This is a genomic window from Pseudomonas sp. B22129, assembly GCF_044218875.1.
Classification (GTDB): Bacteria; Pseudomonadota; Gammaproteobacteria; order Pseudomonadales; family Pseudomonadaceae; genus Aquipseudomonas.
On the sequence record NZ_CP162592.1, the window covers coordinates 3,361,844 to 3,387,050 of the forward strand.

Annotated in this window: 12 protein-coding genes; 8 read left to right on the forward strand and 4 right to left on the reverse strand. The window is 62.8% G+C overall.

Features of this window, described 5'->3' with window-relative positions; genetic code table 11:
- Nucleotides 1-34 precede the first annotated feature (34 nt).
- The 3 genes from AB4P94_RS15490 (at nt 35) to AB4P94_RS15500 (ending at nt 15,393) form a co-directional block, all read left to right on the forward strand.
- Nucleotides 35-12,934, forward strand: a complete 12,900-nt coding sequence (locus AB4P94_RS15490; RefSeq protein ID WP_395611254.1) for a non-ribosomal peptide synthetase — start codon at nt 35-37, stop codon at nt 12,932-12,934.
- 248 nt (nt 12,935-13,182) lie between these two features.
- Nucleotides 13,183-14,172 carry a hypothetical protein gene (locus tag AB4P94_RS15495; protein ID WP_395611255.1) on the forward strand — a complete coding sequence of 330 codons (990 nt, stop codon included), beginning with the start codon at nt 13,183-13,185 and terminating at the stop codon, nt 14,170-14,172.
- A gap of 231 nt (nt 14,173-14,403) precedes the next feature.
- Nucleotides 14,404-15,393, forward strand: coding sequence for a hypothetical protein (locus tag AB4P94_RS15500; RefSeq protein ID WP_395611256.1), 990 nt, complete (start codon nt 14,404-14,406; stop codon nt 15,391-15,393).
- 58 nt (nt 15,394-15,451) lie between these two features.
- Here AB4P94_RS15500 and dsbG read toward each other — a convergent pair whose 3' ends face one another.
- Genes dsbG through dsbD form a run of 3 tightly spaced genes read right to left on the reverse strand, consistent with a single transcriptional unit; the run spans nt 15,452 to nt 18,761 of the window.
- A complete protein-coding gene (dsbG, locus tag AB4P94_RS15505; protein WP_395611257.1) occupies nt 15,452-16,213 on the reverse strand; it encodes a thiol:disulfide interchange protein DsbG in 762 nt (253 codons plus the stop codon).
- Nucleotides 16,189-17,034 (reverse strand): prolipoprotein diacylglyceryl transferase family protein, encoded by an 846-nt coding sequence (locus AB4P94_RS15510; RefSeq protein WP_395611258.1) that lies wholly within the window; start codon nt 17,032-17,034, stop codon nt 16,189-16,191. The genes dsbG and AB4P94_RS15510 overlap by 25 nt, the downstream gene beginning before the upstream one ends.
- A complete protein-coding gene (dsbD, locus tag AB4P94_RS15515; RefSeq protein ID WP_395611259.1) occupies nt 17,034-18,761 on the reverse strand; it encodes a protein-disulfide reductase DsbD in 1,728 nt (575 codons plus the stop codon). Before dsbD ends, AB4P94_RS15510 begins: the two co-directional genes overlap by 1 nt.
- Before the next feature lie 162 nt (nt 18,762-18,923).
- Here dsbD and AB4P94_RS15520 point away from each other — a divergent pair, with 162 nt between their 5' ends.
- The 5 genes from AB4P94_RS15520 (at nt 18,924) to AB4P94_RS15540 (ending at nt 23,690) form a co-directional block, all read left to right on the forward strand.
- Nucleotides 18,924-19,619 carry a response regulator gene (locus AB4P94_RS15520; protein WP_017254138.1) on the forward strand — a complete coding sequence of 232 codons (696 nt, stop codon included), beginning with the start codon at nt 18,924-18,926 and terminating at the stop codon, nt 19,617-19,619.
- Nucleotides 19,619-20,938, forward strand: a complete 1,320-nt coding sequence (locus tag AB4P94_RS15525) for an ATP-binding protein (RefSeq protein ID WP_395611260.1) — start codon at nt 19,619-19,621, stop codon at nt 20,936-20,938. The genes AB4P94_RS15520 and AB4P94_RS15525 overlap by 1 nt, the downstream gene beginning before the upstream one ends.
- A 123-nt stretch (nt 20,939-21,061) precedes the next feature.
- Nucleotides 21,062-21,835, forward strand: a complete 774-nt coding sequence (locus AB4P94_RS15530) for an N-acetylmuramoyl-L-alanine amidase (RefSeq protein ID WP_395611261.1) — start codon at nt 21,062-21,064, stop codon at nt 21,833-21,835.
- Between the two features lie 141 nt (nt 21,836-21,976).
- Entirely contained in the window at nt 21,977-23,383 is a 1,407-nt protein-coding gene (locus tag AB4P94_RS15535) for an aspartate aminotransferase family protein (protein WP_395611262.1), read from the forward strand.
- 82 nt (nt 23,384-23,465) lie between these two features.
- Complete coding sequence (locus tag AB4P94_RS15540) at nt 23,466-23,690, forward strand: MbtH family protein (protein ID WP_395611263.1); 225 nt, start codon at nt 23,466-23,468, stop codon at nt 23,688-23,690.
- A 159-nt stretch (nt 23,691-23,849) separates the two neighbouring features.
- Here the strand turns inward: AB4P94_RS15540 and AB4P94_RS15545 are convergent, their stop codons facing one another.
- Nucleotides 23,850-25,196 (reverse strand): amidohydrolase, encoded by a 1,347-nt coding sequence (locus tag AB4P94_RS15545; protein WP_395611264.1) that lies wholly within the window; start codon nt 25,194-25,196, stop codon nt 23,850-23,852.
- Between the last annotated feature and the right edge of the window lie 11 nt (nt 25,197-25,207).

A 25,207-nucleotide genomic window follows, 5' to 3' on the forward strand; every position in this document is an offset into this window, starting at 1 on the left:
GACTTACCGTAAGCCGATTTCAGGCAGGAACCCCATGATGGACGCCTTCGAACTTCCCCGCACTCTGGTCCAGTCCCTTCAACGCCGTGCCGAGCAAACCCCGGACCAGGTCGCCTTGCGCTTCCTCGCCGAGTCCGCGGAGCACAGCGTTGTGCTCAGTTACCGCGAGCTGGATCAGCGCGCCCGCACCATCGCCGCCGCGTTGCAGGCCAATGCTGAGCCGGGCGACCGTGCGGTGCTGTTGTTCCCCAGTGGCCCGGATTACGTCGCGGCGTTTTTTGGTTGCCTGTACGCCGGGGTGATCGCGGTGCCGGCCTATCCGCCGGAGTCCACTCGCCGTCATCATCAGGAGCGTTTGCTGTCGATTATTGCCGACGCTGAGCCGCGCCTGCTGCTGACTATTGCCAGCCTGGGCGATGGCCTGGCGCAGATCGACAACGCGCCGCCGGTGCTGAGCGTTGACACACTGGTCGCCGCAATTGCGGGCAACTGGGTCGCTCCTGAGCTGCACCCCGACGACATCGCCTTCCTGCAATACACCTCCGGTTCCACCGCATTGCCCAAGGGCGTGCAGGTCAGCCACGGCAACCTGGTGGCCAACGAAGTGTTGATCCGTCGGGGGTTTGGTATTGACCTGAACCCGGACGACGTGATCGTCAGCTGGTTGCCGCTCTACCACGACATGGGCTTGATCGGCGGCTTGCTGCAACCGATTTTCAGCGGCGTACCCTGCGTCTTGATGTCGCCGGCTTACTTCCTCGGCCGACCGTTGCGCTGGCTGGAAGCGATCAGCGAATACGGCGGCACCATCAGCGGTGGCCCCGATTTCGCCTACCGGCTGTGCAGCGAGCGGGTCAGTGAAACCGCACTGGAGCGCTTGGATTTGAGCAAGTGGCGCGTGGCCTATTCGGGCTCCGAGCCGATCCGCCTCGATACTCTGGAGCGCTTTGCCGAGAAGTTCGCCGTCTGTGGTTTCACCGCGAACAACTTCTTCGCCTCTTACGGGCTGGCCGAGGCGACGTTGTTTGTCGCCGGAGGCACCCGTGGCAACGGTATCCCGGCGTTGCGCGTGGACGAGCACGCCCTGGCCGCCAACCGTGCCGAGCCGGGGCAGGGCAGCGCGATCATGAGTTGCGGCACCAGCCAGCCGGAACACGCGGTGCTGATCGCCGACCCGCACACCCTCGCCGAGTTGCCCGACAACCACATCGGTGAACTCTGGGCCAGCGGCCCGAGCATCGCCCATGGCTACTGGCGCAACTCCGAAGCCACGGCCAAGACTTTCGTGCAGCATGCGGGCCGCACCTGGCTGCGCACCGGCGACCTGGGGTTTATCCGCGAAGGCGAGGTGTACATCACCGGGCGCCTGAAAGACCTGCTCATTGTGCGCGGCCACAACCTGTACCCGCAGGACATCGAGCAAACCATCGAGCGTGAAGTGGAAGGGGTGCGCAAAGGCCGGGTCGCGGCGTTTGCCGTGCAGGACCAGGGCCTGGAAGGCATCGGCATCGCCGCGGAAATCAGCCGCAGCGTGCAGAAAATCCTGCCGCCCGAAGCGTTGATCAAGGCGATCCGCCAAGCCGTGGCCGAGGCGTATCAGCAAGCCCCAAGCGTGGTGGTGTTGCTCAACCCCGGCGCGTTGCCGAAGACCTCCAGCGGCAAGGTGCAGCGCGCGGCGTGTGGCCTGCGCCATGCCGACGGCAGCCTCGACAGCTACGCGCAGTTCCCCGAGCTGCACGCGCAGGCGGGGGACGCGGCGTTGGAGGCCGGACTGCAAAGCCGGATTGCAGCGATCTGGTGCGAACAGTTGAATGTCGCGACGGTCGCGGCCGATGACCATTTCTTCCTGCTCGGCGGCAACTCCATCACCGCCACCCAAGTGGTCGCACGCCTGCGCGAAACCCTGGGCCTGGAACTGAACCTGCGCATGCTGTTCGAGGCGCCAAGCCTCGGCGCGTTTGCCGCCAGCGTGGCGCAATTGCAGCAGGGCGGTGGCGTGGTGCAAGGCGCGATTCAGGCCCTGTCGCGGCAAGGGGAACTGCCCCAATCCCTGGCGCAAAACCGCCTGTGGATCACCTGGCAACTGGACCCGCACAGCAGCGCCTACACCATTCCCGGCGGCTTGCGCCTGCGCGGTGAACTGGATGAAGACGCCGTGCGTGCCAGCTTCCAGCACCTGGTCCAGCGCCATGAGGCCCTGCGCACGCGTTTCTACGAACGTGACGGCCAGGCCTTCCAGCGTATAGATGCAAAAGCTGCATTCGACCTGCAAGTCATCGACCTCAGCGACCTGCCCGCTGCGGAGCGTGAAGCCCGCGCGCAACAGATCCGCGAAGACGAAGCACGCACCCAGTTCGACCTGGAAAAAGGCCCGCTGCTGTGGGTAACGCTCGTTCGCCTGGACGATGAAGATCACCAGTTGCTGGTGACCCTGCATCACATCATCGCCGACGGTTGGTCGCTGAATATTCTGATCGACGAATTCTCGCGCCTGTATGCCGCCGCGACCCAGGGCCAAACCCTGGAACTGCCGCCGTTGGCCCTGCAATACGCCGACTACGGCAGTTGGCAGCGCCAATGGCTGGCGGAGGGAGAAGGGCAGCGCCAGCTGGCGTATTGGAAGGCACAGTTGGGCGAGGAACACCCGAGCCTCAGCCTGGCCACTGATCACCCGCGTTCGGCGCAGCACCTTCACAGTGCTTCGCGCCATAGCGTGCGTTTGAACACCCGCCTCAGCGCAGCGATCCGTCAGACCGCCCAGGCCAACGAATCCACGCCGTTCATGCTGTTGTTGGCGGCGTTCCAGAGCCTGCTCCATCGCTACAGCGGCCAGCGCGACATCCGCATCGGCGTGCCGAATGCCAACCGCCCACGCCAGGAAACCCAAGGCCTGATCGGCTTCTTTATCAACACGCTGGTGCTGCGCGCCGAGCTGGACGCGCGGTTGCCATTCAATGAACTGCTGGCGGCAACCCGCGAGACGGTCATCGGCGCCCAGGCCCACCAGGACCTGCCGTTCGAACAACTGCTCGAAGCTTTCCCGCAAGCCCGCGAACAGGGCCTGTTCCAGGTCATGTTCAACCACCAGCAGCGTGACCTGAGCGCCTTGCGCCGCCTGCCCGGAATGCTCGCCGACGAATTGCCGTGGCACAGCCGCGAAGCCAAGTTCGACCTGCAATTGCACACGGAAGAAGACCGCAACGGGCGCCTGAGCCTGGCGTTCGACTACGCCGATGAACTGTTCGAAGCCGCGACCATCCAGCGCCTGGCCGAGCACTTCATCAACCTGCTGAACGCGGTCACCGAGCAGCCGCACCAAGCCATCGGCGACCTTAAGCTGATGCAGCAAAACGAGCAGCAACCGTGGAGCGAAGCGCCGTGCACACCGGCACAGCAATGGCTGCCGGAATTGCTCAACCGCAACACCTCTGACGACACCGCGCTGGTCTGGCAAGGCGCCAGCCTGACCTTCGCCCAGCTGCACACCCAGGCCAACCGCCTGGCCCACTACCTGCGCGACAAGGGCGTGGGCCCGGACGTGTGCGTGGCTATCGCTGCCGAGCGCTCGCCGCAACTGCTGATCGGCCTGCTGGCGATCATCAAGGCCGGTGGCGCCTACGTGCCGCTGGACCCGGACTATCCCGCCGAGCGCCTGGCCTACATGCTCGAGGACAGCGGCGTGCACTTGCTGCTGACCCAGACCGCATTGCTGGAGCAACTGCCGACGGCCGAGGGGGTGTGCGTGATCGCCATGGACAGCCTGCACCTGGACAACTGGCCCACCCAGGCGCCGGGCCTGCACTTGCACGGCGACAATCTCGCCTACGTGATCTATACCTCCGGCTCCACCGGCCAGCCCAAAGGCGTGGGCAACACCCACGCGGCCCTGGCCGAGCGCCTGCAATGGATGCAGGCCACTTACCAACTGAACGCCAGCGACGTGCTGATGCAAAAGGCGCCGATCAGTTTTGACGTGTCGGTATGGGAATGCTTCTGGCCGCTGATCACCGGTTGCCGCCTGGTGCTGGCCGGCCCGGGCGAGCATCGCGACCCGCACCGCATTGCGCAGCTGGTACAGGAGCACGGCGTGACCACGCTGCACTTCGTGCCGCCGCTGTTGCAGCTGTTTATCGACGAGCCCTTGGTGGCCGAATGCACCAGCCTGCGTCGCCTGTTTTCTGGCGGCGAGGCCTTGCCCGCCGAGTTGCGCAATCGCGTGTTGGCGCAATTGCCGGCGGTGCAGTTGCACAACCGTTATGGCCCGACCGAAACCGCGATCAACGTCACCCACTGGCATTGCACAGCCGCAGATGGCGAGCGTTCGCCGATTGGCCGCCCGCTGGGCAATGTGATCTGCCGCGTGCTGGATGAGCAGCTCAACCCCGTGCCATTGGGCGTGCCGGGCGAACTGTGCATCGGCGGCATCGGCCTGGCCCGGGGTTACCTTGGCCGTCCCGGGTTGACCGCCGAGCGTTTTGTCGCGGATGACCAGGGCACGCGCCTTTACCGTACCGGCGACCGCGCACGCTGGAGCGCCGACGGCGTGCTTGAATACCTCGGCCGTCTCGACCAGCAAGTGAAGCTGCGGGGTTTCCGGGTGGAACCCGAAGAAATCGAAGCGCGCCTGTTGGCTATCGACGGGGTTGCCCAAGCGGTGGTGCTGGTGCGCGACGCGCAACTGATCGGCTACTACACCGCCCATGCCGAGCTGGACGAACACGACGTCAAAACCGCGTTGGCCGCCGAACTGCCCGAGTACATGGTGCCCGCGCTGTTGATGCGCCTGGAGGCCATGCCCCTGAGCCCCAGCGGCAAACTCGACCGCCGCGCCTTGCCGGAGCCGGTGTGGCAAACCCGTGAACACATCGAACCCGAGACCGCGTTGCAGCAGCAGATTGCAGCCATCTGGCGTGAGGTCCTTGGCCTGCCGCGTATCGGCCTGCGTGACGACTTCTTCGCTCTCGGCGGGCATTCGTTGCTGGCCACGCAAATCATTTCCCGTACCCGCCAGGCGTGCGACGTCGAGCTGCCGTTGCGCACCTTGTTCGAAGCCAGCGAGTTGGGCGCTTTTGCCGAACACGTGGCGGTGATCCAGGCCTCGGGCCAGCGCAACCAACAGACCGCCATCGCCAAGGTCGATCGCAGCCAGCCGGTGCCGCTGTCCTACTCCCAGCAGCGCATGTGGTTCCTCTGGCAGATGGAGCCGGACAGCCCGGCCTACAACGTTGGCGGCATGGCGCGCCTGCGTGGCGTGCTGGACGTGGGGCGTTTTGAGGCCGCGTTGCAAGCACTGATCATGCGCCACGAAACCCTGCGCACCACCTTCCCGAGCGTCGATGGCGTGGCGTGTCAAAAGGTCTCGCCGCAAACCGGCCTGCGCATGGACTGGCAGGACTTCACTGCGCTGAACGAAACCGAGTGCCAGCAGCGCCTGCAACAACTGGCGGATGTGGAGGCCCACACCCCGTTCAATCTGGAAACCGGCCCACTGCTGCGCGCCTGCCTGGTCAAGGCCGGCGAGCAGGAGCATTACCTGGTGCTGACCCTGCACCACATCGTTACCGAAGGCTGGGCCATGGACATCTTTGCCCGTGAACTCAGCGCGCTGTACGAAGCCTTTATCGACGAGCGTGACTCACCGCTGGCGCCCTTGCCGGTGCAGTACCTCGACTACAGCGTGTGGCAACGCCAGTGGCTCGAGGCGGGTGAGCGCCAGCGCCAGCTGGACTATTGGACCGCGCAGCTGGGCAATGAACATCCGCTGCTGGAGCTGCCCGGCGACCGTCCTCGCCCGCCGGTGCAAAGCCACCAGGGTGAGCTGTACCGCTTCGATTTGAGCGACGAGCTGGCGGCCCGCGTGCGTGCTTTCAACGCCGAGCGCGGCCTGACGCTATTCATGACCATGACCGCTACCCTCGCCGTGTTGCTCTACCGTTACAGCGGCCAGACCGACCTGCGCATCGGCGCCCCGGTCGCCAACCGCATCCGCCCGGAGAGTGAAGGGCTGATCGGTGCATTCCTCAATACCCAAGTGCTGCGTTGCCGCCTCAATGGGCAGATGAAGGTCGGCGAATTGTTCGATCAGGTGCGCCACACCGTGATCGAAGGCCAGTCCCATCAGGACTTGCCCTTCGACCACCTGGTGGAAGCCCTGCAACCACCGCGCAGCGCGGCGTACAACCCGCTGTTCCAGGTGATGTGTAATGTGCAGCGTTGGGAATTCCAGCAGAGCCGCCAACTGGCGGGCATGACCGTCGAGTACCTGGCCAATGATGCCCGCGCGACCAAGTTCGACCTCAACCTGGAAGTCACCGACCTCGACCACCGCCTGGGCTGCTGCCTGACCTACAGCACCGACCTGTTCGATGAGCCACGCATTGCACGCATGGCCGGGCATTGGCGCAACCTGCTGGAGGCGTTGATTGCCGACCCGCAGCAACGCCTGAGTGAATTGCCGCTGCTGAACGCGGAGGAACAGCGCGCGCTGCAAGGCAGTCTGGGCGTCGAAAAAGGTGAACACCGTCTCGATCAGTGCCTCCAGCAACTGTTCAGCCGGCAGGCCGCCGCCCGAGGTGATGCGCCTGCGCTGACCTTTGCCGACGTGACCCTCAGCTACTGCGAGCTGGATGCCCGCGCCAACCGGCTGGCCTGGATGCTGCGCGAACGCGGCGTGGGGCCGCAGGTGCGTGTCGGCCTGGCGCTGCCGCGTTCCCTGGAAATGGTCATCGGCCTGCTGGCGATTCTCAAGGCCGGCGGCGCTTATGTGCCGCTGGACCCGGAATACCCGCTGGACCGCCTGCATTACATGATCGAAGACAGCGGCATCGGCCTGCTGCTCAGTGACGCGGCGATGTTCGAAGCGCTTGGCGAGTTGCCGGCGACGGTCGCTTGCTGGTGCCTGGAGGACGACTTGCCGGTGCTGGGCAATTACCCGGCCGACGCGCTCCCGTTTATCAGCTTGCCGCAACACCAGGCCTACCTGATTTACACCTCCGGCTCCACCGGCAAACCGAAAGGCGTGGTGGTGTCCCATGGTGAAATTGCCATGCATTGCGCGGCGGTGATCGAGCGTTTCGGCATGCGCCCGGACGACTGTGAGCTGCATTTCTATTCGATCAACTTCGACGCGGCCACCGAGCGTTTGCTGGTGCCGTTGCTCAGCGGTGCGCAGGTGGTATTGCGTGCCCAGGGCCAGTGGGATGCCGAGGAAATCTGCGCGCTGATCCGCACCCATCGCATCACTGTCCTGGGCTTCACGCCGAGCTACGGCAGCCAGTTGGCGCAATGGCTGGCGACTCAACAGCAGACCTTGCCGGTGCGCATGTGCATCACCGGCGGCGAGGCGTTGACCGGGGAACACTTGCAGCGCATTCGTGCGGCGTTCCAGCCTGAGGTGTTTTTCAACGCCTATGGGCCGACCGAAACGGTGGTGATGCCGCTCGCCAGTCTCGCGCCCGAACAGCTGGAAGAGGGCGCAGGCAGCGTGCCGATCGGCAGCATCATCGGTGACCGTGTGGCCTACATTCTCGACGCCGATCTGGCGCTGGTGCCGCAAGGTGCAACGGGTGAGTTGTATGTAGGCGGGGCCGGCCTGGCCCAGGGGTATCACGAACGTCCAGGGATGACGGCGGAGCGGTTTGTCGCCGATCCGTTTGCTGCCAAGGGTGGGCGTTTGTACCGCACCGGCGATCTGGTGCGCCAACGCGCTGACGGGTTGGTGGAGTATTTGGGGCGGATCGACCATCAGGTGAAAATCCGTGGTTTCCGCATCGAGCTGGGCGAGATCGAAACCCGACTGCTCGAACATGAAGCCGTGCGTGAGGCGGTGGTGCTGGCGCTCGATTCGCCCAGTGGCAAACAGTTGGTGGCTTACCTGGTCAGCGACGTCGACCACAGCGCCTTGCGCGAGTCCCTCAAGGCTCATCTGAAGGCGCAACTGCCCGACTACATGGTGCCCGCGCACCTGATCGTGCTGGCCAGCATGCCGCTGACCGCCAACGGCAAGCTTGACCGCCGCGCGTTGCCGCAGCCGGATCCGGACGCCAACCGCCAGCAGTACGTGGCGCCGCGCAGCGAGCTGGAGCAAACCCTCGCGGCGATCTGGTGCGCGGTGCTGAACGTGCAGCGCGTTGGCCTGGACGATAACTTCTTCGAGCTGGGCGGCGATTCGATCCTGTCGATTCAGGTGGTCAGCCGCGCGCGGCAGGCCGGGATTCACTTCAGCCCGCGTGACCTGTTCCAGCACCAGACCGTGCAAACGCTGGCCGCTGTCGCCACGCGTTCCGAGCAGGTCACGGCCGAGCAAGGTGTGTTGACCGGCCCTTCAGGCCTAACGCCGATCCAGCATTGGTTCTTCGATACCGACATTCCCAACCGTCAGCACTGGAACCAGGCGCTGCTGCTCAAGCCACTGCAATTGCTCGATCCCCATCGCCTGGAACAGGCGCTGCTGGCGGTGCTGGAACATCACGACGCCTTGCGCCTGAGCTTCACCCCGCGCGATGCCCAGTGGCATGCCGAACACTTGGCCGTGCCCCAGGGCGGCGTGCTGATGCAGGCGCAGGTGCGCGATATGGACCAATGCACGGCGCTGTTTACCGACACCCAACGCAGCCTTGACCTTGCCCATGGCCCGCTGCTGCGCGCGCTGCTGGTGGACGGCCCCGAAGGCCAGCAACGCTTGCTGATTGCGATCCACCACCTGGTGGTCGACGGCGTGTCGTGGCGCGTGTTGCTCGAAGACCTGCAAAACGTCTACCGCCAACTCACTGAGGGCGAATCCGTCAGCCTGCCGGCCAAGACCAGCGCCCTGCGTGACTGGGCCGCGCGCTTGCAAGCGTATGCGGGCAGCGAGTCGCTGCGTGAAGAGTTGAGTGTCTGGCAGGATCAACTGGCTGGCCCGGCCGTGGAATTGCCGGTGGACCGCCCGCAAGGTTCACTGCGCAACCGCGATGCCGACACTGTCAGCGTGCGTCTGGATGCCGAACACACCCGCCAGTTGCTGCAACAGGCGCCGAGTGCTTACCGCACTCAGGTCAACGACGTGTTGCTGACGGCCCTGGCTCGGGTGTTATGCCGCTGGAGCGGTCACGAATCGACGCTGATCCAGTTGGAAGGCCATGGCCGCGAAACCCTGTTCGATGAAATCGACCTGACGCGCAGTGTCGGCTGGTTTACCAGTGCTTATCCACTGCGTTTGACGCCGCAGGCGGAGCCGGGCGCTTCGATCAAGGCGATCAAGGAACAATTGCGTGGTGTGCCGCACAAGGGCCTGGGTTATGGCGTGCTGCGCTACCTGGCGGACGACCTGATCCAGCAGACCCTGCAGGCCTTGCCGCACGCGCAAATCACCTTCAACTACCTGGGCCAGTTCGACCAGAGTTTCGGCGCCGACGCGCTGTTCCATCCGCTGGATGAATCCGCCGGTCTGGCCCACGACCCCGACGCGCCGCTGCCTAACGTGCTGAGTGTCGACAGCCAGGTGTACGGCGGTGAGCTGGTGCTGCGCTGGACCTTCAGCCGCGAGCGCCATGACCTGCAGACCATCCGCGAGCTGGCCGAGGCGTATCTGGCCGAGCTGCAAAGCCTGATCGCCCATTGCCTCACGGGCGAAGCCGGCGGCATCACGCCGTCCGACTTCCCGCTGGCGCGCCTGACCCAACCGCAGCTGGACGCCTTGCCGGTGCCGGCCAGCGCCATTGAAGACGTGTACCCGCTGACGCCGATGCAGGAAGGCCTGCTGCTGCACACCCTGCTGGAGCCGGGCACCGGCCTTTACTACATGCAGGATCGCTACCGCATCAACAGCGCCCTGGACCCTGAGCGCTTCGCCCAAGCCTGGCAGGCCGTGATTGCACGGCATGAAGCCTTGCGCGCCTCGTTCTGCTGGAACGTCGGCGAAGACATGCTGCAAGTCATCCACAAACCGGGTAGCACGCCGATTGAATACCTCGACTGGAGTGCCGACCCGGAAGCTGAACAAGAGCCGCGTCTGCAAGCCTTGCTCAAGGCCGAGCGCGAAGCTGGTTTCGATCTGCTCAACCAGGCGCCGTTCCACCTGCGCCTGATCCGTGTGGGTGAAGCGCGCTACTGGTTCATGATGAGCAACCACCACATCCTCATCGATGCGTGGTGCCGTTCGCTGCTGATGAATGACTTCTTCGACCTCTACATGGCCCTTGGCGAAGGCCGCGACGCGCAACTGGCCACGCCGCCGCGCTATCGCGACTACATCGCCTGGCTGCAACGCCAGAACCTCGCCGAGGCGCGCCAGTGGTGGCAGCAGAACCTGCAAGGGTTCGAGCGCACCACGCCGATCCCGAGCGACCGCCCCTTCCTGCGTGAGCACGCGGGCCACAGCGGCGGCATGGTGGTGGGTGATTGCTACACCCGCCTCGATGCCCGCGATGGCGCGCAATTGCGTGAACTGGCCCAGGCCCATCAACTGACCGTCAACACCTTCGCCCAGGCAGCGTGGGCGCTGGTGCTGCGCCGCCTGAGTGGCGACCGTGACGTGCTGTTCGGCGTCACCGTGGCCGGTCGCCCGGTGGAAATGCCCGAGATGCAGCGCACCGTCGGGCTGTTCATCAACAGCATTGCGCTGCGGGTGAAACTGCCGCAAGACGATCAACCGTGCAGCGTGCGCCAGTGGCTCAGTGGCCTGCTCGACAGCAACATGCAGCTGCGCGAGTACGAATACCTGCCGCTGGTGACGATCCAGGAACACAGCGAGCTGCCCAAGGGCCAGCCGCTGTTCGACAGCTTGTTCGTGTTCGAAAACGCCCCGGTGGAAGTCTCGGTGCTGGACCGTGCGCAAAGCCTGAATGCCACTTCGGATTCCGGCCGTACCCACACCAACTTCCCGCTGACCGCCGTGTGCTACCCCGGCGATGACCTTGGCCTGCACCTGTCTTACGACAAACGTTACTTCGACGAAACCACCGTGCAGGGCATGCTCGGTGAGTTCAAGCGCCTGTTGCTGGCGCTGGTCCAAGGCTTCCATGGCAACATGGCCGACCTGCCGCTGATCGGCGAACAGGAGCGTGAGTTTCTGATCGAAGGCTGCAATCAGAGCGAGCATGCCTACCCGCTGGAACGCAGCTACATCGAGCTGTTCGAAGAGCAGGTGGCCGCGCATCCTCAGCGTATCGTCGCCAGTTGCCTCGACCGGCAATGGAGCTATGCCGAGCTGAACCGGCGCAGTAACCGCCTCGGTAACGCGCTGGTTCTGGCGGGCGTCGGGCGGGATCAGCCGGTGGCCTTGCTGGCTGAGCGCAGCCTCGACCTGCTGGGCATGATCATCGGCAGCTTCAAGGCCGGTGCCGGTTACCTGCCGCTGGACCCGGGCCTGCCAGGCCAGCGCCTGAGCCGCATCATTGACCTGAGCCGCACGCCGTTGCTGGTGTGCACTGAGGCCTGTCGCGAACAGGCAGTGGAACTGCTCGAAGCGTTTGCCTGTTCGGCTCGGCCCAAGTTGTTGGTGTGGGACACGCTGGCACCTGCGGATGAAAACCCGGGCATCTACAGCGCCCCGGATAACCTCGCCTATGTGATCTATACCTCGGGCTCCACCGGCTTGCCCAAGGGCGTGATGGTGGAGCAGCGCGGCATGCTCAATAACCAGTTGAGCAAGGTGCCGTACCTGGACTTGAGTGCTGCGGATGTGATCGCGCAAACCGCGTCGCAAAGTTTCGATATCTCGGTGTGGCAGTTCCTCGCCGCGCCGCTGTTTGGCGCGCGGGTGGACATTGTGCCGAACACCATCGCCCACGATCCGCAGGGCTTGCTGGCGCATGTGCAGGCCCAGGGCATCACCCTGCTGGAAAGCGTACCGTCGCTGATCCAGGGCATGCTCGCCCAGGAGCGTATCAGCCTGGAGGGCCTGCGCTGGATGCTGCCGACCGGCGAGGCGATGCCGCCGGAACTGGCGCACCAGTGGTTGCTGCGGTATCCGCAGATTGGCCTGGTCAACGCCTATGGCCCGGCGGAGTGCTCGGATGACGTGGCGTTCTTCCGCGTGGATGTGGCGTCGACCCGTGGTACTTACCTGCCGATTGGTACGCCGACCGACAACAACCGCCTGTACCTGCTGGACGGCGCGCTGGAGCTGGTGCCGCAAGGTGCTGTCGGCGAGCTGTGCGTGGCCGGGACGGGGGTTGGGCGAGGTTATGTCAGTGATCCGCTGCGCACGGCTTGCGTGTTTGTGCCCGATCCGTTCGGTGCACCGGGCGAGCGTCTGTACCGCACCGGCGACCTGGCGCGCCGGCGCAGCGATGGCGTGCTGGAATATGTGGGGCGTATCGACCATCAAGTGAAGATTCGCGGCTACCGCATCGAACTGGGTGAAATCGAGGCGCGCCTGCACGAGCAGCCCGAGGTGCGTGACGCGGCGGTTGGCGTGCAGGAAGGCATCAACGGCAAGCATCTGGTGGGTTACCTGGTCGCCGCTGATACGGCGCTGAACCCGAGCGAGCGCCTGGACCGCATCAAGCAGCGCCTGCGTGCGGAACTGCCGGAATACATGGTGCCGCTGCACTGGCTGTGGCTTGACCGCCTGCCGTTGAATGCCAATGGCAAGCTCGACCGCAAGGCCTTGCCCGCGCTGGAAATCGGCCAGTTGCACAGCCAGGACTACCTGGCACCGCGCAATGAACTGGAAGGCACATTGGCTGCGATCTGGGCCGAAGTGTTGAAAGTCGAAAGGGTCGGGGTGCAGGACAACTTCTTCGAGTTGGGCGGGCATTCGTTGCTGGCTACGCAGATCGCTTCCCGCGTGCAGAAAACCCTGCAACGGGATGTGCCGCTGCGGGCCATGTTTGAGTGCAGCACGGTGGCGCAATTGGCCGAGTACATCGATGGGTTGGCAGTGAATGAAATCAGTGCCGAAAAAGTGGATCGGTTGAGTGACCTGATGGCGGAGCTGGAGGGGCTTTAATCTGCTTTGCCTGTCAGGGCCTCATCGCGGGCAAGCCCGCTCCCACATGTTGAACTGTGAGTACGTTCAAGTGTGGGAGCGGGCTTGCCCGCGATAGCGCCAGTCCAGGCGCCGCTTACTTGGGCCCGGTTTTTTGCAATGCCTCCTGTCAACCTTGACAGTATTCAACGCTGTCGTTCAGGCGTTAGATAACCCGTGTATTTCGGTCATTACTGATCGTCATTCAGCACGGCGCAGGAGGCTTCATCGTGACTCACGAATTATCCCCATGTAACAACTGTGCAGGGGCGTCGGCTCCCTGTTCATGCCACGACTGTCGTGAGCAAACGTTTGTCCCGGGAGAGTCCAGAACGATCACGGTCAAGCGCACTTCAAACGTGGTGCACACGTGCGAGGTGACGTCGAATCAGCGCTACGGCATTGACTTGGGCTTATTAATTGCGCCTAAAGTGCTTGAGGAAAATAATAAAAATGAGCTGGTACTGCTTTACTTTTCAGGTGACGCCCATGTCTTTGTGGAAAAAGGCGGGCTTCTGCGGGCAGGCGAAAGGGCGTGGTTGACCGTCTCTGGAATGGGCAAGGATGGCGTTCTCGTTACGCTCCCATTGATGAACGGTGACTTGATTACGTCCGACGATGAAAAAAATGGTCTGACACGCGCTATCCCAAGAGCAAAGCTGCTTGAGTTTCCCGACAAAACCCTTCTGACGATTACCTTCAAAGTCAGCACGTGCAGCAATAGTTGTGATAATGAGTTGATTGTTTATCCGGAGCAGACCTGTACGCTTCGCAAGCCTTACCGGGACGAGACAACCTTTGATGACCAGACGTTAGGCAAGTGGGTAAGAGGCCCTGGGGCGGCTGACCCAACGGATCTCAGCTATTTATTTCAGGGGACCGGGTTTATATTGAAAAACATGACGTGGTCGACGTCGGGCATTGGAATCGTTTTATGGCGGTCATTTCATGAACTTGAGATTAATCATAAGTATCGATTCAGCATTGCTGTGCGCAGAGGCAGCATCTATGATCCGCTCCCCATACTGTCATTACGCCTGAACGATGTGGACCAGACCGCCCCTGAGCAACTTGCGGATCTTGTGAACTGGAAAACGCTCTTTTTTGATTTCGTGGTCACCTCGTTACCTGTGACGCTGGCAATTTACAGTCACCAGAATCGAGGGATAGAAGGTAATGACACGGATCTGGACAATCTTCTGGTCGAGGAAATCCCGTAACGTTACAAGAATGCCCGTGTTCACGCGGGCATTCTATTTCATCTTGGCATCAAGCCTGGTTTCGTTCTTCCAACGGGTTCCGCCGATGAGTTTGTTGCGCGTGTGAGTCCGGTTTTTTGCAAAGCCTCCTGTCAACCTTGACAGTATTCAACGCTGTCGTTCAGGCGTTAGATAACCCCTGTATTCCGGTCATTACTGATCGTCATTCAGCGCGGCGCAGGAGGCTTCATCGTGACTCACGAATTATCCCCATGTAACAACCATGCAGGCGGTTCGGCGCCGTGTTCATGCCATGACTGTCGTGAACAAACGTTTATCCCTGGAGAGTCCAGAACGATCACGGTCAAGCGCACGTCAACCTCCACCCACACGTGCGAAGTGACGTCGAACCAGAGTTACGGCATTGACCTGAGCACGTTAGTTGCAACCAAGTTCCTTGAGGCAAATAGTGTCGGTATTTTGGATTTGCGTAGCTTTCAAGGGCCTGCACATGTCTTTATGGAAAAAGGTGGGCTTATCCGGGCAGGAGAAAGGGTGTGGTGGTTCATCACTGGAATGGGCGTAAATGGAGCGCTCGTCACGTTCAAATTGATGGACGGTGACGTGATGACAGTCGACGATGAAAGAGATGGCCTGAAACGCGCTATTCCAAGAGATAAACTGCTTGAATTCCGCCACAAAGCCCTCCTGACAGCCACCCTTAAGGTCAGCACGTGCCACAACAGTTGTGATAATGAGTTGATTGTTTATCCGGAGCAGACGTGCACACTTTTTAAACCTTACCTGAAGCACACAACCTTTTATGACAACACGTATGGCGGCTGGACAGTAGGCAGTGCGGCTTCTCACCCGCTGGATCTATCGATTGTGACGCTGGCCGATGGTACAACTGCATTGCAAAACATAACTAACGGACCTAATGGTATTGGGCCGTATTTGTCGAAAACCTTTACTGATCTTGAACCGGGTCGTCCGTATCAATTCTCCGCTGAAGTTAAACAGGCCTACCTCTCGAATGGTCAGACCCCCTGTTATGCGCTGAATGTTGACGGAGTGGAGCTGGCCCGCGCGAACATCCTTGATGACAAAGCCTTTATAACGATCACTGGTAGTTTCACTGCTACCTCGTCAACGCACTTGCTGGAGCTTGCTAGCCGTGTGGGTGTAGGACCCCTGGGCAATGACACCGATCTGAAATCCCTTACAGTCGTGGGGCTCTAGCAGCACTCAGTAAAATGCCCGCGTTAACGCGGGCATTTTATTTAACCGATTGGGCTGATCACTTCGGCCCCAGAATCTTCACCAGCTTCTCCGGCGACGGTGCGCCTTGCTGTTGCTGCAAGCCGCCCTTGTCATCCAGATAGAAAATCGCCGGGGTTGCTGACAGTTCCAGCTCATCCATCAACTTCATGTTGGCATCGAGCTTGGCTTCGATATCCGCCGGGATCTTGTCCAGCGCCTGCAATTTGCTGCCTTTGCCGGCGGCTTCGTGTTCTTCCAGGGCTTTTTGCGGGTCTTTGGCGGCGAACAACGCTGCGGATTTGCCCGGGCTGTCTTCGCGGATGATGCCGACCATGATGTGGCGCAACTGCACCTTGCCGGCCTTGACCCACGGCCGCGCCTGTTCCCAGAACATGTTGCAGTACGGGCAGTTCGGGTCGCTGAACAGGTAGACGATGCGCGGCGCGTTTTTATCGCCGTCCTGAATCCAGTTGCTGTGTTCCATCTTGGCCCAGACTTCCTTGGCCATCGGCGCGTATACCAGTTTTTCCAGCGGCGCGCTGCTCAGGTCATTGCCCTGGGCGTCGTACAGGTTGCCGGCGATCACGCTTTTGCCGTCGGCGGTCAGGTACAGCGCCATGCCACGGTTCTGGTATTGCGCGGCGTAGCCGGTGAGGCCGCTGGGCGCGTCGAATTTGCCGAGGATCTTGGCGCCCTTGGCCTCGATCTGTTTGATCGGCGCGGGCCAGTCTTCAGCCTGGGCCAGGGCGGCGGCCAGTGTCAGTGGCAGCAGGGTCAGCAGGTGGCGGAGTCTTGGCATGTCGGTTTCCTTGCAGGGGCGGTGTCGAAGGGTTCCATGGCACGGGCCAGGCTGGCCTGGGACAGTTCGCCCAGGTGGCTGTTGATCAGGCGCCCGTCGGCTTGGTAGAACAACGTGGTTGGCAGCGCCATGGAGCCCACGGCCTGGCCGAGGCGGCCGCTGGCATCAAACAGTACGTTGTCGAGGGTCAGGCCCTGGGTTGCGAGAAAGGTGCTGACGCTCTGCATGCTTTCGGCCTGGTTGACGAACAGGAAGGTCACGTCAGGGCGTTGATGTTGCGCGCGCTCCAGCACCGGCATCTCACGGCGGCACGGCGGGCACCAGGTGGCCCAGAGGTTGATCACCAGCGGGCCGCCTTTGTAGTCGGCCAGTTGCACCACGTCGCCATTGGCGTTGCGCAGGGTGATGTCCGGCAGTTGTGCGCCCTTGTCGTAAAGGCTCAGCGACAAGCTGGTCAGCCCCCAGAACACCAGCCCGGTGACCACGCCGGCGCCCAGCGGCGTGCGCAGGGCAGGGCGGCGCCAGCCATACAACAGGGCGCCGAGTATCAGCGCGATCACGCCCGGCCAGGCGAGGAAGCCACCGTCACGCAGGTCGACCATTTGCAGCGGATCGTGGCGGTAGTCGCTCCAGTACATCAATACAAAACTGATACGCGCCACCAGCATGCCCAACAGGAACAGGCTGAACAGCACCGATTCCGGGTTTTCACCGCCACGCTTGGCCACGCGCCAGCCCACCACAGTGGCGAGAATCAGCGCGCCAATCAGCAGGATGTGGTTCAGGGCGATGGCAAAGGTGCCGATGGTCAGGGTCAACATCAGCGCGCGTCCCGGGTTTGGGTCCAGCGTTGCAGGAAGGCGGTGGCATCCACTTCGCCGGTGATGCGCTGGGCGCGGCGTTCTTCACCGTCCGGGCCGATCCACACGAAGCTCGGTGGCCCCGGTACTTTGTAGCGGCCGAGCAGTTCACGGCTGGCGGCGTTGTCGGCGGTGACGTCCAGGCGCAGCAGGCGTACGTCCTTGAGGGCGTCCATCACTTCAGGTTTGCCGAACACCTGTTTTTCCATGATCTTGCACGACACACACCAGTCGGCGTAGTAGTCCACCAGCACCCATTGGCCCTGGGCCTTGGCGCTGTCGAGCTGGCTTTGCAGCACGGCCGGGTCGCTGAGGGTCATGAAGGCGTCGTGGGCGTTCGGCGCAGCGGCGGTATTCGAGCCACCGTAGACCTTCAAAGGTTGCCACAGGTCGTCGCTGCCACCGGCCGCGCCCACCACCAGCACTGCGCCCCACAGGCCGAGCAGCAGTGAGCCGGCGCCGAACACTTTGGCAGCCAGGCCGTATTCGTGGGCCAGCGTCCAGCCGCAGTAGGCCATGACGAGAGCCAGTGCCCCCCACAGGCCGAGCCACAGGCTTGCATCCACGACCGGGCGAATCATCAACACGGCGGTGCCAAGGAAAAGGAAGCCGAAGATGCCTTTGAGCACGTTCATCCAGGTGCCCGGCTTGGGCAGGAAGCGGTTGCCCACGGTCACCAGCAGCAACAGCGGGATACCGATGCCGATGCCCATGGCGAACAGGATCAGACCGCCGTGCAGCGCATTGCCGCTTTGTGCGATGTAGAGCAGGGCGCCGGCCAGTGGCGCCGTCATGCACGGGCCCACCAGCAGGCCGGACAGGGCGCCGAGAATACCGGCACCCACCAGGCTGCCGCCGCTCTGCTGACGGCTCACGTTGTCGAGGCGGTCACGCAGGAAGGCGGGCAGTTGCAGTTCAAAGAAGCCGAACATCGGCAGGGCGAGGATCACAAAGAGTGCGGCAAAACTGCCGAGAATCCACGGGGTTTGCAGCAGCGCGGCGAGGTTGCCGCCCGCTAGCGCGGCCAATACGCCGAGCGCCGCATACACCAGCGCCATGCACACCACGTAGCTGCTGGCCAGGGCAAAGCCGCGACGCGGGCTGGCACCACTGCCTACGACCAAACCTGCAAGAATCGGCAACATCGGCAGTGAACACGGCGCAAATGCCAGCAACAGGCCCAAGCCAAAGAACACCAGCAGGCTCCAGCCCAGGCTGCGTTGTTGCAGGCCGCTGGCCAGGCTTTGGTCCTGGGCTTGTGCGGTTGCAGCCACGGCGGGATCGCCGCCCAGGTCCACAGTGATCGATTGCGGCGGATAGCACAGGCCTGCATCGGCGCAGCCTTGCCAGCCCAGCTTGACCTGGCCGGTGGCACCCGCCGGGATCTTCACTTCCAGGCCCTGGCGATACACTTGTTGCTCGCCAAAGAACTCGTCGCTGTGGGCTTCGCCTTGCGGCAACAGCGGTTTTTCGGCGAGGCCGTCGAACTTCAGGCGTTGCTGGTAGAGGTAATATCCGTCGGCAATCTGCCAATACAGCTGGGTTTCACCGCTTTCAAGACGTTCGGAGGTAAACGTGAACGCTTTGCCCACCGGCAGGAAATCGGGTTTGGTCTCAAAGGGGTTACCCGGCGAGGCCTGGGCAAACCCTGCGAACAACACCAGCAGAAAGGTAAACAGATACCGCATGGTCAAGCCTTAGTTCGATGCAAGTGAGGCACACAATGTGTGGCGTTGATTAACCGATGATTAACCGCGGCTATTCTAGAGGGTGCGGGCCGGTTTTAGCGGCATAATCTGCGCTTAATCGGCGGCACCTTTAATTCCCCCATCTTTCATGAAGGGTTAACCATGCACGTACTGGTCTGTGAAGACGACGAACTGATCGCCAGCGGCATTGTGGCCGGCCTCAGCGCCCAGGGCTTTACCGTCGAGCGCGTGGCCAGCGCCGGCGCCGCACGGGCGATGCTCAAGGCCGCCACGTTCGACATCATGGTGCTCGACCTCGGTTTGCCGGATGAGGACGGCCTCAAGCTGCTGCAACAACAGCGCAGCCAGGGCCTGGAAATTCCGGTGCTGATCCTCACCGCGCGAGACTCTGTAACCAATCGCGTCGACGGCCTGCAAGCCGGCGCCGACGACTACCTGCTCAAACCCTTCGACCTGCGCGAACTCGCCGCCCGCCTGCAAACCCTGTTGCGGCGCGTGGCCGGGCGCAGCGTCAACCTGATCGAACACGGCCGCCTGGCCTACGACCCGAGCAGCCGCGAGACGTTTCTCGGCGGCCAGCCGGTGGACCTGTCCCGCCGCGAGCAGGCGCTGTTGCAGGCGTTGCTGCACAACAAGGGCCGCGTGCTGTCCAGCGAGCAACTCAAGGACAGCGTCTACGGCTTCAACGACGAGCTGGAAAGCAACGCGCTGAACGTACATATCCACCACCTGCGGCGAAAATTGGGCAACGGCATTGTCGAGACCGTGCGTGGGCTGGGCTATCGCCTGGGTACCGCCGACGGTGGCGCGGTTGAAGAGGGGGAAACCGTTTCGTGATGAGTTTGCGCCTGCGCCTGACGTTCAAGCTGGGCGCCGCTTTTGTGCTGATCTGGGCCCTGGCGGCGGCCTGGATGCTCAACGACCTGCGCAACCAGATGATGTTCTCCCTCGACCAGCGGCTGGTGGCGTCGGCGCGCATGGTGGCGGGGCTGACCGAGCAGATGCCCGGGCTTGCGAGTGTGGGCAGCACCACGCATTTGCGCACCGAGCAGTTGAACGTGCCGGGGGGCATGGCCTGTCAGGTCAGCTCCTTGCGCGGGGAAATCCTCGCACGCAGCCACACCACGCCGGACGAAGGCCTGGAATCGCGCAAAAGCGGCTTTCGTGATCAGGTCATCGACGGTGTAGGCTGGCGCAGTTTCACCCTGTCCCGGGGCGATTTGCTGATTACCACCGCCGACCGCCAGGTCGAGCGCGAGGCCTTGAACCTGTCGATTTTGCTCGCCGCGTCGGTGCCGGTGGGCGTGGCGTTGCTCGGTTGCCTGTGCCTGTTGTGGCTGGGCATCGGCCAGAGCCTGGTGCCGCTTAACCGCATGCGCGATGCGTTGATGCGCCGAAGTGCCGATTCCCTCGAGCCGTTGCAGATTCACCCGCTGCCCAGCGAACTGAAACCGCTGCTCGACACCCAGAACCAACTGTTGCAGCGCATTGCCAAGACCATCGAGCGCGAACGCCGCCTGACCGGTGATGCGGCCCATGAACTGCGCAGCCCGCTGACAGCGATCAAGACCCACCTGCAAGTGGCGCGCATGACCGACGGCGCGGCGCGCGACCAGTCCCTGGCCCACGCCGAGGAGGGCGCCGACCGCCTGCACCGTACCCTGGAGCAATTGCTGTTGCTGGCGCGGGTGGAGGGCAACCTGTCGTTTGATGACGGCATGCACTCCAGCGCCGAGCAGGTAGCGCGGCTGGCCATTCAGGATGCCAACGCCGGAGACAACTCACGCATCGACCTGATCCTGCCGGCCAACCTGTCGGCTACCCCGGTGGAAATGCCGGTAGGCCTGGCCGTCGCGGCGCTGCGCAACTTGCTGGATAACGCCTTGCGCCACACCCCGGCGGACACCCGCGTGGAGCTTAGCGTGTTCACCGGCACCGACAATGTGGTGTTTCGCGTACGCGACCATGGCAAGCAGATTTCCAGCGAGGACCTGCAACACCTGACCCAACGTTTCTGGCGCAATGGCAGCAGCGAAGGCTGCGGGCTTGGCTTGGCGATTGTTCAGGCCATCGTGCAACGTTGTTCCTGCTCGTTGAAATTCGACAGCCAGCCGGACGGCCTGCGGGTTGATCTGGGCATGCCACTGCGTCGCTGATTCCTTTTTCTCAGGTCCCAAATAATTACCGCCATCCCGAGTGTGAACACCTCAGGATGGCGGTAATTTTTTTGCGCTTGAACGGGCCGAATGAGTCGGCCTGGATTGAAAAGGACAGCTTTTATGTTGGTGATCGATAGCAGTTTTCCCGCCCGGGACTTCAATGAACGCAACGGCGAGCCCGTGCGCCAAGTGGTCCTCCATTACACCGCCGCACCTTTTGCGTCGTCCCTGCACACCCTGACCCGGCATGGCGTCAGCGCTCACTACCTGCTGCCTGACCCCTGCGAGCCCGGCTACCGCCATCGCGGTTATGACGAGTTGCGGGTGTTTCGCCTGGTCGACGAGGACAAGCGCGCCTGGCACGCAGGCGTGAGCCACTGGGGCGGGCGGGATAACCTCAACAGCCGCTCGATCGGCGTTGAAATCGTCAACCTGGCGCGGGATGACGCTGGGGTGTTCACGTTCCCGGACTATGGCAAGGAGCAGGTTGAGGTGCTGATCGCATTGGTTCGCGACGTACTGGGGCGTTACCCGCAGATCGGGCCGACCGACATCCTCGGGCATAGCGATGTGGCGTATTGGCGCAAGAGTGATCCGGGGCCTCGGCTGCCCTGGCGGTGCCTGCATGAAGCGGGTGTGGGCGCCTGGTTTGATGAGGCAACGCGGGCGATGTACCAGCGGCGGTTTTGCGTGGCGTTGCCACCGGAGGTAGAGGTGGAGCGGGCCTTTCAGCGATATGGGTACAGGGCAGCGCCAAACCGCCAGGCGTTCGAGCAGCGTACCCGGGCCTTTCAGATGCATTTTCGCCAGCGCGATTATTGCGGTTTTCTGGACGCCGAGACCTGCGCCATTTTGTATGCATTGAATGAAAAATACCTGGGCTTGTGTGGCTGAGCGCTTTTCGCGACCAGAGGAGTAAATCCTTCCTGCGCTGGTGCGTTTCCAAAACAGTGAATCCGTGCGCATGCCTTTGGGCCACACGCCAACGGATCGGCAGTTTGGTCACCCCCCACCAGCGTATTGAGGGATCGAGAGATGTCAGTCGCTACCACCCGTATCGAAGCCCCCCAGGTCAGTCCTGAACCTGTGGAAATGCTCTACCAGTTCGAAGAAACCCCGCTGCTGGCCCGCCAACGTCAACAGGAATCCAACGCTCGCAGTTACCCGCGACGTATTCCCCTGGCGCTTAAACGCGCCAAGGGCATCTATGTGGAAGACGTGGAGGGTCGGCGTTTCATCGACTGCCTGGCCGGTGCCGGCACACTGGCGCTGGGCCATAACCACCCGGTGGTGATCGATGCGATCCAGCAGGTACTCAGCGACGAGTTGCCCCTGCACACCCTCGACCTCACGACACCGGTCAAAGACCAGTTTGTGCAGGACCTGTTTAGTCTGTTGCCCACAGCGTTGGCGCAAGAGGCGAAAATCCAGTTCTGTGGCCCCACCGGCACTGATGCGGTGGAAGCCGCATTGAAACTGGTGCGCACTGCCACCGGCCGCAGCACGGTGCTGTCGTTCCAGGGCGGGTACCACGGCATGAGCCAGGGGGCCCTGAGCCTGATGGGCAGCCTGGGGCCGAAAAAACCCTTGGGTGCGCTGTTGGGCAATGGTGTGCAATTCCTGCCATTTCCTTATGACTACCGTTGCCCGTTCGGGCTGGGCGGCGAGGAAGGTGTGCGGGTTAACCTGCATTACCTGGAAAACCTGCTCAACGACCCGGAAGCCGGCGTGTTGCTGCCCGCTGCAGTGATCGTCGAAGTGGTGCAAGGCGAAGGCGGCGTGATTCCGGCTGACCTCGACTGGCTGCGAGGTCTGCGGCGCATCACCGAACAAGCGGGTGTGGCGCTGATCGTCGATGAAATCCAGAGCGGTTTCGGGCGCACCGGCAAGATGTTCGCGTTTGAACACGCGGGCATCATTCCGGACGTGGTGGTGCTGTCCAAAGCCATAGGCGGCAGCCTGCCGCTGGCGGTAGTGGTGTATCGCGACTGGCTCGACACCTGGCTGCCGGGCGCCCATGCCGGGACGTTCCGCGGCAATCAGATGGCCATGGCCGCGGGTTCTGCGGTGATGCGCTACCTGCGGGAACACGACGTGGCGGGCCATGCGGCCGCCATGGGCGAACGCCTCGGCGAGCACCTGCGCATCCTGCAACGCGACTTCCCGCAATTGGGCGATATTCGTGGCCGAGGGTTAATGCTGGGCGTCGAGTTGGTTGATCCGAAGGGCGCGCCGGATATTCAGGGCCATCCACCGGTACACCGCCAACTGGCGCCGCTGGTGCAGCGCGAATGCCTCAAGCGCGGCCTGATCCTGGAGCTGGGCGGCCGACATGGCGCGGTGGTGCGTTTTCTGCCGCCATTGGTGATCACTGCGGCCGAGGTGGATCAGGTGGCCGGCATTTTTGGCCGTGCGTTGGCGGCAGCGGTCGCCAGCCTCTAATTTTTTTCGGGCGTTAAACGTTTTTACAGATATCAGCGCTGCGCGTGGCGCGCAGCCAGCCTTTAAGCGATGGAGAACAGCAATGACCTCAGTATTTGACCGCGACGACATCCTGTTTCAGGTAGTGGTCAACCACGAAGAACAGTATTCCATCTGGCCGGACTACAAAGTCGTGCCTGAGGGCTGGCGCACCGTGGGCAAGAGCGGCCTGAAGAAAGAGTGCCTGGCCTACATCGAGGAAACCTGGACCGACATGCGCCCGTTGAGCCTGCGCCAGAAGATGGACGGCGCGGCACTGGCCAACTGATACAGCCGCTCACTGTGAGCGGCTTTTGTGGCGAGGGAGCTTGCTCCCGCTGGGCTGCGAAGCGGCCCCAAAAGCTGGGAACGCTGCGCACTGGAGCGCCAGCCCGGTCCAGCGCGAGCAAGCTCGCTCACTACAGAAGCCCGCTCCCACAGAACAGCCCTACGGTGCAGGGTTGGTGTAGAGGTAATCCGTCGCCAACGACGCCAGCGTCCGCACCCCCACCACCAGCGCCGATTCATCCACAAAAAAGCCCGGATTATGGTTCGGTGCGGCTTTGCTCATGTCCTGATTCCGTGGGGTCACCCCCAGGAACACAAACAGCCCCGGCGCCTCCTTGGCGTAAAAGGAGAAGTCTTCAGCACCGCCCACCAGCGGCCCCTGGACCACATCATCCTTCGCCGCCCAACGCAGGCTCGGCAGCATTTTTTCGGTCAGGGCCGGGTTGTTGATGGTCGGGTCGTATTTCTCGATGATGGTGACTTCTGCCTTGGCGCCACCGCTTTCGGCAATTTTCTCCACGGTCTGGCGTACGTCGCTGTGCAGTTTCTGACGGATGCCGAAGTCGTAGGAGCGAATCGTGCCGCTCATGTCCACCGACTCGGGGATGATGTTGTAGCGGGTGCCGCCGTTGATGGTGCCGATGCTCACCACCGATGGAAACGAGGAGATATCCGTGCGGCGGCTGACCACGGTTTGCAGGCCGACAATGGTTTGCGCGCCCACGGTGATCGGGTCTATGCCGTCCCACGGGCGGCCAGCGTGGGTCTGTTTGCCGAGGATCTTGATGCGCAGGTCATCGGAGCTGGCCAGTGTCGGCCCCGGGCGGTAGGCGATCTGCCCGGCGGGTACACCGGCCCACACGTGCAGGCCGAACACCGCGTCCGGCTTGGGCGCCTTCATCACGCCTTCCTGCACCATCATTTTTGCGCCCCAGGTGTTTTTGCCGTCGGGGATAAAGTCGCTCGGGCCTTCTTCGGCCGGCTGGAAATAAAACACCACGGTGCCGGGCAGGCGGTCGCGCATGCCGGTCAGGATTTTCGCGGTACTGAGCAGGATTGCGGTGTGGGCATCGTGGCCGCAGGCGTGCATCACGTCGACCTCTTTGCCGAGGTAAGAGCCTTTGGCCTTGGAGGCGAACGGCAGGTCGGCGACTTCCTTGACCGGCAGCGCATCCATGTCGGCACGCAGGGCCACGGTCGGGCCGGGCAGGGCGCCTTTCAGCACGGCCACCACGCCGGTGCGGGCCACGCCGGTTTTTACGTCCAGGCCCAGGTCGCGCAGTTGTTTGGCGACCAGCTCGGCGGTGCGGGTTTCGGTGTTGCCCAGTTCAGGGTGGGCGTGAATATCGCGACGGGTTTCCAACAGCGCCGGTTCAAGGATTTTTGCCTGGGCGGCGATCTCTTCCCGGGCAGTGTCCTGACCGTTGCTGGCGGCGATGACCGCGCTGCTGGCTAACCCGCACAGCGCGCCAAAAACCCAGGGGTGTGTCAGACCGTTCAAACGCATAAAAACCTCTC

Coding starts and splice junctions, on each gene's coding strand:
- dsbD (WP_395611259.1), bottom strand. CDS start 18,761: ATGCGGTATCTGTTTACCTTTCTGCTGGTGTTGTTCGCAGGGTTTGCC.
- AB4P94_RS15490 (WP_395611254.1), top strand. CDS start 35: ATGATGGACGCCTTCGAACTTCCCCGCACTCTGGTCCAGTCCCTTCAA.
- AB4P94_RS15520 (WP_017254138.1), top strand. CDS start 18,924: ATGCACGTACTGGTCTGTGAAGACGACGAACTGATCGCCAGCGGCATT.
- AB4P94_RS15540 (WP_395611263.1), top strand. CDS start 23,466: ATGACCTCAGTATTTGACCGCGACGACATCCTGTTTCAGGTAGTGGTC.
- AB4P94_RS15510 (WP_395611258.1), bottom strand. CDS start 17,034: ATGTTGACCCTGACCATCGGCACCTTTGCCATCGCCCTGAACCACATC.
- AB4P94_RS15525 (WP_395611260.1), top strand. CDS start 19,619: ATGAGTTTGCGCCTGCGCCTGACGTTCAAGCTGGGCGCCGCTTTTGTG.
- AB4P94_RS15535 (WP_395611262.1), top strand. CDS start 21,977: ATGTCAGTCGCTACCACCCGTATCGAAGCCCCCCAGGTCAGTCCTGAA.
- dsbG (WP_395611257.1), bottom strand. CDS start 16,213: ATGCCAAGACTCCGCCACCTGCTGACCCTGCTGCCACTGACACTGGCC.
- AB4P94_RS15545 (WP_395611264.1), bottom strand. CDS start 25,196: ATGCGTTTGAACGGTCTGACACACCCCTGGGTTTTTGGCGCGCTGTGC.
- AB4P94_RS15530 (WP_395611261.1), top strand. CDS start 21,062: ATGTTGGTGATCGATAGCAGTTTTCCCGCCCGGGACTTCAATGAACGC.